Genomic DNA, 7,759 nt, shown 5'->3' with positions numbered 1-7,759 from the left:
TGAGGAACGTTGTGCGGTGCTTCGGGAGACGTCAATCAGTGCAAACCTTCCCACGCCGAACGAGGCCATGGTGCTTCAGTGCCTGTGGACGGGCGGGCCGATGACGGTGCGGCAGTTGGTCGAGGCCCTGCGGCCGCGGCGCCGGCTGGCGTATACCACTGTCCTGACTATCGTCCAGGTGCTGCTGCGGAAGGGATGGCTTCGGCGGATGCGGATCGGCCGGGCCGACCGCTACCAGACCGTTCTGGACGCCGCGGAGGCCAGGCGGATGATCCTTCGGACGGTGATCGACCGCTACTTCGACGGCTCAGCGGCGGAGCTGTCGTCGCACCTGACGATGCTGGACGGGGCGCAGGGCCAACCGGAGTAGTCTCGGGCCGCGTTCGGATCGACCGGCCCTACGACGTCGTCTTGCCGTTGCCGTCGTCCTTGGCGTCGCCGTTGCCGTTTTCCTCGTTGTCGTCCTCCGGCACGACGCGGGCGACCGCGACCAGCTTGTCGCCCTCGTCCACCCGGATCAGCCGAACGCCCTGGGTGTTGCGCCCGATCGCGCGGATGTCCTTGAGGTCCAGGCGAATGACAATGCCGTTGGCGGTGATCATCATCAGCTCGTCCTCGTCCCGCACCGTCTTGGCCGCCACCACGCGGCCGTTGCGCTCGGAGGCCTTGATGTTGATGATGCCGATACCGCCGCGGCTTTGCGTCCGGTACTCGTCCATTTCGGTCCGCTTGCCGTAGCCGTTTTCACAGACGGTCAGCAGCGTCCCCTGCGGGTCGGCGACGGCCATGTCCACTATCTCGTCGTCCTCGCGCAGACGGATCGCCTTGACGCCGCGGGCCGTCCGGCCCATGGCCCGTACGTCCTCTTCCGGGAAGCGGATGGACATGCCGTCGCGGGTGGTCAGGATGAGCTCGTCGCTTCCGCTGGTGATCTCGACCCGGATCAGGGCGTCGTCGGCGTCCAGGCCAATGGCGATGATGCCGGTCGATCGGAGGTTGGCGAACGCGCCCAGCGGCGTCTTCTTGATCACGCCCTGGCGGGTCGCCATCACCACGAAACGCTCGGAGATCTCGTGGAGCGGCAGGATCGAGGTCACCTTCTCTTCGGGCTGGAGCTTCAGGAGATTGACGATCGAGCGGCCCTTGCTGGTCCGCGACATCGCGGGGATGTCGTAGACCCGCAGGCGATAGACCCGTCCGCGGTTGGTGAAGAACAGCAGGTAGTCGTGCGTGCTGGCGGTGAACAGGTGTTCGAGCCAGTCGCCTTCCTTGTTGTCGGAGCCGCGAATCCCGCGGCCGCCGCGCCCCTGGCAACGGTAGGTGTCCAGCGGCACCCGCTTGATGTAGCCCTCGTGCGTCACCGTTACCGCCATCTCCTCTTCGGCGATCAGGTCGTCCATGTCGAAGGCCTGGAGTTCCTCGCTCGAGATGGTGGTTCGCCGCTTGTCCCCGTACTTGTCCTTCATCTCGTAGAGGTCTTCGCGGATGATGTCGAGGATCAGCGTCTCGTCCCGCAGGATGGCTTCGAAACCTTCGATTTGTTCGGTGAGCTTCGAGAACTCGTTGGCCAGCCGTTCGATCTCGAGGCCCGTGAGACGCTGGAGCTGCATCGAGAGGATCGCGTCGGTCTGCGGACCGGTCAGGAAGCGGTCGCGGCCCGCCGACTCGCTGACGAACTTCTCCGGCAGCAGCTTGCGCAGGGTGGCCTCCTCCGAGAGCCGCAGCGGTTTCTGCATGAGCCGCTCTTTGGCCTCCTTCGGATCGGCGCTGTGCTTGATCAGTTCGATGATCTCGTCGATGTCCGCCACCGCGAGAATCAGGCCCTCGACGATGTGGGCCCGCTGCTGGGCCTTGCGGAGCTGGAAGATGGTCCGCCGGCGGATGACCTCCTTGCGGTGGGCCAGGTAGGCGTCGAGCAGTTCGCGGAGGTTCAGCGTCCGCGGCTGGCGGTTGACCAGGGCGATGTTGATGATCGAGAAGCTGCTCTGGAGCGGCGTGTGCTGGTAGAGCTGGTTGATGACGACGTCCACGTTGGCGTCGCGCTTCAGCTCGATGACGAGGCGCATGCCCTTGCGGTCGGATTCGTCCCGCACGTCGGCGATCTCGGGGATGATCGCCCCCTTGACGCAGGCGGCGACCCGTTCGGTGATCGTCGTCTTGAGGATCTGGTAGGGGATCTCGTCGACCACGATGAGCGTGCGGCCGGCGCGTCCCTCTTCGGTGTGCATGCGGGCCCGGACCACCACGCTGCCGCGTCCGGTCTTGTAGCCGTGGAGGATTCCCGCCCGTCCGCAGATGATCCCGCCGGTCGGGAAGTCGGGGCCCTGGACGATTTCGAAGAGCTCGTTGATCGTCACGTCGGGGTCTTCGATCACCTTGATCAGGGCGTCGCAGATCTCGGTCAGGTTGTGCGGGGGCAGGCTGGCCGCCATGCCCACCGCGATGCCCGTGGTGCCGTTGACCAGCAGGTTCGGGAACTTCGAGGGCAGAACCGTGGGCTCGTTGGTCGTCTCGTCGTAGTTCGGCTGGAAGTCCACCGTCTGCTGGTTGAGGTCCTCCATCATCTCCATCGCGGGGGCGGCCATTCTCGCCTCGGTGTACCGCATGGCCGCGGGAGGATCGCCGTCGATGCTGCCGAAGTTGCCCTGCGGATCGACCAGCGTGTAGCGCATGTTCCACGATTGGGCCATGCGCACGAGCGTGCCGTAAGTCGCCTGGTCGCCGTGCGGGTGGTAGTTGCCGCTGGTGTCGCCGACGATCTTGGCGCACTTGCGATGCTTGCTGCGCGGCCCGAGGTTCAGGTCGTTCATCGCCACCAGAATACGCCGCTGCGAAGGCTTCAGGCCGTCCCGCACGTCGGGCAGGGCCCGCGACATGATGACGCTCATCGCGTAGGTCAGGTACGAGTCCCGCATCTCGTCTTCGAGCAGGAGCTCGTCGATTCGTTCCTTGTTCTCCTCTGCCATGAAAGTGCGTCCTTTGCACGGAAATGGTAAAATGCAAGATATACATTATAGGGTTGGAAACGCGGTTTTGCCACGCCTAAACGCGGTTTTGGATCGGAATTTTACCTCGGGCGGGCGCGGCTGAACACGTGCAGAACCAAGGCCGGTCATGCCGCGACGGCGATCCCAATTCGCCGATCTTCTGCTGGACTTTGGTTGTCTGGTCCGGTAAGCTTTGGGTTCCGATCCGGCTCCATGGGTCGGGAACAAGTGGCATAATCACTAACGAATTTTGCGGAGAAGCGAGTAGATGAATCTGATCACCGGCGCCACGGGCCTGCTGGGCAGCCATATCGCGGAACAACTCGTCAAGCGAGGCGAGAAGGTGCGGGTCCTTGTTCGGAGAGGTTCCGACACCCGGTTTGTCGACAGCCTCGGGGTCGAGAAGGTCTTTGGCGACCTGACCGACCGCCAGGCGCTGGGCGAGGCGTGCGAGGGGGTCCGCGTGGTCTACCATTCGGCGGCCAAGGTCGGCGACTGGGGCCACTGGGACGAGTTTCAGCGGGTGACCATTGACGGCACGCGCTACCTGCTCGAAGCATCGGACAAGGCCAAGGTCCAGCGGTTCCTGCACATCAGTTCGATCAGCGCCTACGGCTACGTGGACGGCGAAGGGGTCATTCTGGACGAGACGGCGCCGCTTGGCCAGAACCTCTACAGGTGGAGTTATTATAGTAAAGCTAAGGTGATTGCCGAGCAGTTGGTTTGGGATTTTCACCGCAAGGATAAGCTGGCGGCGACGGTGATCCGCCCGAGTTGGCTGTACGGCCCTCGCGACCGGGCCAGCATCGGCCGGCTGGTGGACGCGATCCAGTCAGGCAAGGCCAAGATCATCGGAGACGGCTTGAACAAGCTCAGCCTCGCGTACGCGGGCAACGTGGCCGAGGGGGCCATCCTGGCCGCCAACAAGGACGAGGCCAAGGGCGAGGCCTACAACTGCTGCAGCGACGGCGATATCACCCTCCAGGGCTACTTCGACCTGATTGCCAAGGCCCTCGGCGCTTCGCCGGTCCGCAAACACGTTCCGTACAAGATCGCCAAGTTCGCCGGGTTCACGATGGAGTGCGTGGGCCGGTTGACCGGCCGCAAGGAGCCGCCCATGGTTTCCCGCTATGCGGTGTGGCTGATGGGTCGGCGGATCGGCTTCTCGACCGCGAAAGTTCGCAAGCTCGGCTGGACGCCCACGGTGGACTACGAGACGGGCATTCCGCTGACCGTCAAGTGGTACCTGGACGAGAAGTAGCGCGGCGTGGTACTTGAGGATCGAGCGACGATCCGGCCTCGAAGGCTGAGGGCCGGGTGTTGGCTGCCGCGAATAGACATGGCTATGGGTTTGTGATGGGCCTCGCCTGTATCGGGTGATGCATCCGCGGCGAAGGCCTCGGCGTGTGACGTTTTCGTGGGAGGAATGCAGGTGTCCGCCGATCGCGAAAGAATCCTTTCGGTCCTCAAAGATGCCGTCATGTTCTCCGGCCTGGAATCGCACCAGCTCGCCTCGCTGGCCGAGATCGCCTCGCTCCAGCAGGTTCCCGAGGGCAAGCTGCTCTACAATCAGCACACGCCGTCCAAGGGGATGTACGTGGTCGCCGCCGGCCAGGTGAAGATTTTCCAGCTTTCGCCCGAAGGCAAGGAATTCATCGTGCATATCGTCGGTTCGGGAACTACGTTCGCCGAGGCCGCAACGCTTGGGCAGTTCGACTGCCCGGCCTCCGCGGTGGCCATGGAACCGTCGGAGCTGGTCTTTTTTCCGACGGACAAGCTGCTGGCCCTGCTTGGCTCTGATGCCGAGATGTGCGTCAGGTTCCTCCGCGGCATGGCCACCTGGCTGTGCCGGTTGATGCGGACGCTCGAGAACATCGTGCTGCGGGATTCGCTGGGCCGGGTCTCCAGTTACCTGCTCGGTCTGGCCGACGGCAAGACCGAACCGCCGGTCCGCGTCCGCCTGCCCATCAAGAAGCGCGATCTGGCTTCGTACCTGGCGCTGACGCCGGAGACCCTTTCGCGGACGTTCGCCCGCCTGGTCGAACTGGAGGCGATCCGCCAGGAGGAAGGCAACGAGATCGAATTGGTCTCGCTGGAGACGCTCCGAGGCCTGGCCGAGGCGTAGTGAGGCGTTCCCTTCCGGAGGTCCATCCGATCTGAATCACGCCAGCGGCCGGATCGGCGAGCGTCGCCCGCCGCGACCCGCCCCGAATCATTCTGGAGATCATCCGTGACAGCAGCCAACAGCGATTGCGTGTTCGTTCCGGGTTCGGATCAACGGGAAGGAGCCCGCGGCGGCTATCCCGGCCATTGGAGCGGCCGCTTCATCTGGGCGGCGTCGTCCTCCGGCCAGACCACAGCCGGCAAGCCGCTCTACCGGATGTTCCGAAAGACCTTCCGCCTCGACGGCCAATCCGGCCGCGCCGTGCTTCGGGTCACGGCGGGCGATAAGTTCATCGCCTACTGCAACGGGACGTACCTGGGGCGAGGGCCGTGCCGCAGCGTCACGCCGCAGTGGAGTTTCTACGACTCCTTCGACCTGACCGATCATCTCCAGCCGGGCGACAACACGATCGCCGTGATGGTCTTCTGGCACGGCAGTCCCGGCTGCTTTTGCGCCGATCAGCGGCCTGGCCTGTGGGGCGAGGCCGACATCCACCTGGCCAAGGGCGAGATTCAGCGGGTCTTTACCGGCCCATCGTGGAAGACCCGTCCGGCCGAAGGATGGGACACCTCCGCGCCGCCCGTCAACGGCGCCCAGGGCCTGGTCGTCGAGTGCTACCGCGGCGGCGTCGATCCCGCCGACTGGCACGCCCGCGCGTTCGACGACAGCGGCTGGGAAGACTCGGTCGTGCTCTCGGTCCGCAACTGCTGGGAACTGCTCGACAATGCCTCCTGCTGGGAATACCTGGAGCCGCGGCTGACGCCGCCTCTGGCGGAAACGGTCGTCAAACCCTGCGCGATCGTGCAGACCGGATACACCCGCCATCCGCAGGGGCTCTCCGACAGCGTCGCGGTGGCTGAGCGCATGGCCGGCAGCGAATACACGCCGTGCGAACTGCCGGGCGTGAACCTGGCCTCACTGCTGTCCGGCGACGTCGAGCTCTACTCCGGTGACGCTGGCGATCCGTACATCGTGCTGGACTTCGGCCGGCCGTACAACGCCGTGCCCGCCATCGAACTGGAGGGTGCGGACGGCGACGTGGTGGAGTCCGCCTACAGCAACGTGTTGCAGAACGGACGGTGCCTGGGCGCCGAAGGCGGGAGCCGCTTCGCCGCCCGATACGTCGCCGCCGACGGCCGGCAGTCGTGGCATCCGTGGAACGTGGCCACCGCGTTCCGCTACGTGACCGTCGTGTTTCGCACGGGCGGACGCAGGCTATCGGTACGAAGCTGCCACTGCATCGCCCACACCTACCCGGTCAAACAGACCGGCTTCTTCGAGTGCTCCGACCCGACGCTGACGAGGCTCTGGAATACGGCGATCAACACCAACCTGATGCACCTCCAGGACACCTACATCATGGACCCGGTCCGCGAGCGGGCCTACTACATCCTGGCGGGCGAGATCGAGCAGTCGCACCTGTGCTACTACATTTCCTGCGGCGATTTGGCGGCGACCGAAACCCACTTCCGGCTGACCGCCCGCACCCAGCTTCCGTGCGGCAAGATCCCGCTGATGCTGCCCAACTGCGAGCACCGGGGCTTCCCTCGCGATCCGCGGCCGTTCACGTCCGCCACCTACGCCACCATTCCGGGCTACGTCGTCTTCTATTCGCAGGCGGTGGTGCGGCGGCAGATGTGGTTTCCCAAACCGGGCTTCCTCGAAACGCAATATCCGGTCCTGCTGCGGGCGGCCGAGTGGCTCGATCGCCAGACCGACTCGGATGGCCTGCTGTTCAACATGCCGCCGATCAACTGGCTCGACTGGCCGCTGTACCACAAGTGGAACGAGCAGGGCCTTTCCGGAGCGATGCTCGGATACAACGCGGTGTACGTCCAGTTCCTCGCCGAGCTGGCCTGGTGCGCCGGCCGGCTGGGATACCAAGCTGACGAAGCGAAGTGGCGAGCGCGGCGGGAACGGACGCTGTCAGCCGTCCGGCGGTTGTTCTGGAACCCGGAGCGCGGGCTCTTCGCCGACTTCTATACCGATCGCGGCCGGGCGGACACCTACAGCGAACTGCTGAACGCCTTCGCCCTTCTGGCCGGCGTGCCCGATCCGGACCAGAAGGCCCGACTCGTCGAGACCCTCAAACAGCCGGCTGCCGACATGACACCCGTCTCGCCGCTCTACATGTTCTACGTGGCTGAGGCGATGTGCGCGTGCGGTGAGGATGCCTACGCGTTCGACTACATGAGCCGCCGGTACGCACCGGTCCTGGGCGACTCCGATTTCCCGACGCTGCCGGAAGGGTGGGGCGACGCCGGCTACGAGCAGGGGATGGGTTTCGTCTCCATTCACGGCGGAGGCGGCGGCGTCGCATTCGCCCTTTCGACGCGGATGCTGGGAGTTTCACCCACCGAAGAGGGATTCAGGCGATTTCGCTTCCGACCGTCGATCGGCCGGCTCGATCACGCCTCCGGCGCGATTCCGTCGCCGGCGGGCCTGATTTCGGTTTCGTGGCGGCGTGAAGGTAAGAACGTGACCCTGTCGGTGACGGTGCCCTGCGGCTGCCAGTGCGAGGCCGATGCCCCGTCCGGATACCGCTGCGCCGAGCTGCCCGTGGTATTGGAACCGGGCGAGTATCGCTTCACCGCTGTGAAGGTCTGAC

Annotated in this window: 5 protein-coding genes; 4 read left to right on the top strand and 1 reads right to left on the bottom strand. The window is 65.0% G+C overall.

Annotation, left to right across the window (positions count from 1 at the left end):
* Nucleotides 1–70 precede the first annotated feature (70 nt).
* Nucleotides 71–370: a BlaI/MecI/CopY family transcriptional regulator gene (locus tag GXY33_21265; GenBank protein ID NLX07676.1), complete on the top strand. Its 300-nt coding sequence runs from the start codon at nt 71–73 to the stop codon at nt 368–370.
* Between the two features lie 28 nt (nt 371–398).
* Here the strand turns inward: GXY33_21265 and gyrA are convergent, their stop codons facing one another.
* A complete protein-coding gene (gene gyrA / locus GXY33_21260; protein NLX07675.1) occupies nt 399–2,966 on the bottom strand; it encodes a DNA gyrase subunit A in 2,568 nt (855 codons plus the stop codon).
* A gap of 289 nt (nt 2,967–3,255) precedes the next feature.
* Between gyrA and GXY33_21255 the strand changes: the two genes are divergently transcribed.
* The 3 genes from GXY33_21255 to GXY33_21245 all read left to right on the top strand — a co-directional run bounded on the left by GXY33_21255 (nt 3,256) and on the right by GXY33_21245 (nt 7,758).
* Nucleotides 3,256–4,248 (top strand): NAD-dependent epimerase/dehydratase family protein, encoded by a 993-nt coding sequence (locus tag GXY33_21255; GenBank protein NLX07674.1) that lies wholly within the window; start codon nt 3,256–3,258, stop codon nt 4,246–4,248.
* A 219-nt stretch (nt 4,249–4,467) separates the two neighbouring features.
* Nucleotides 4,468–5,112, top strand: coding sequence for a Crp/Fnr family transcriptional regulator (locus GXY33_21250; protein NLX07673.1), 645 nt, complete (start codon nt 4,468–4,470; stop codon nt 5,110–5,112).
* Nucleotides 5,113–5,217: 105 nt separating this feature from the next.
* The gene (locus GXY33_21245; protein ID NLX07672.1) at nt 5,218–7,758 is read left to right on the top strand and encodes a hypothetical protein; all 2,541 of its coding nucleotides are present in this window, start codon (nt 5,218–5,220) and stop codon (nt 7,756–7,758) included.
* The last annotated feature ends 1 nt before the right edge of the window (nt 7,759 follow it).

Source organism: Phycisphaerae bacterium (genome assembly GCA_012729815.1).
Classification (GTDB): Bacteria; Planctomycetota; Phycisphaerae; order JAAYCJ01; family JAAYCJ01; genus JAAYCJ01.
Note: the sequence above shows the minus strand (reverse complement) of the source record. Positions and strands in the feature narration are given on the sequence as shown.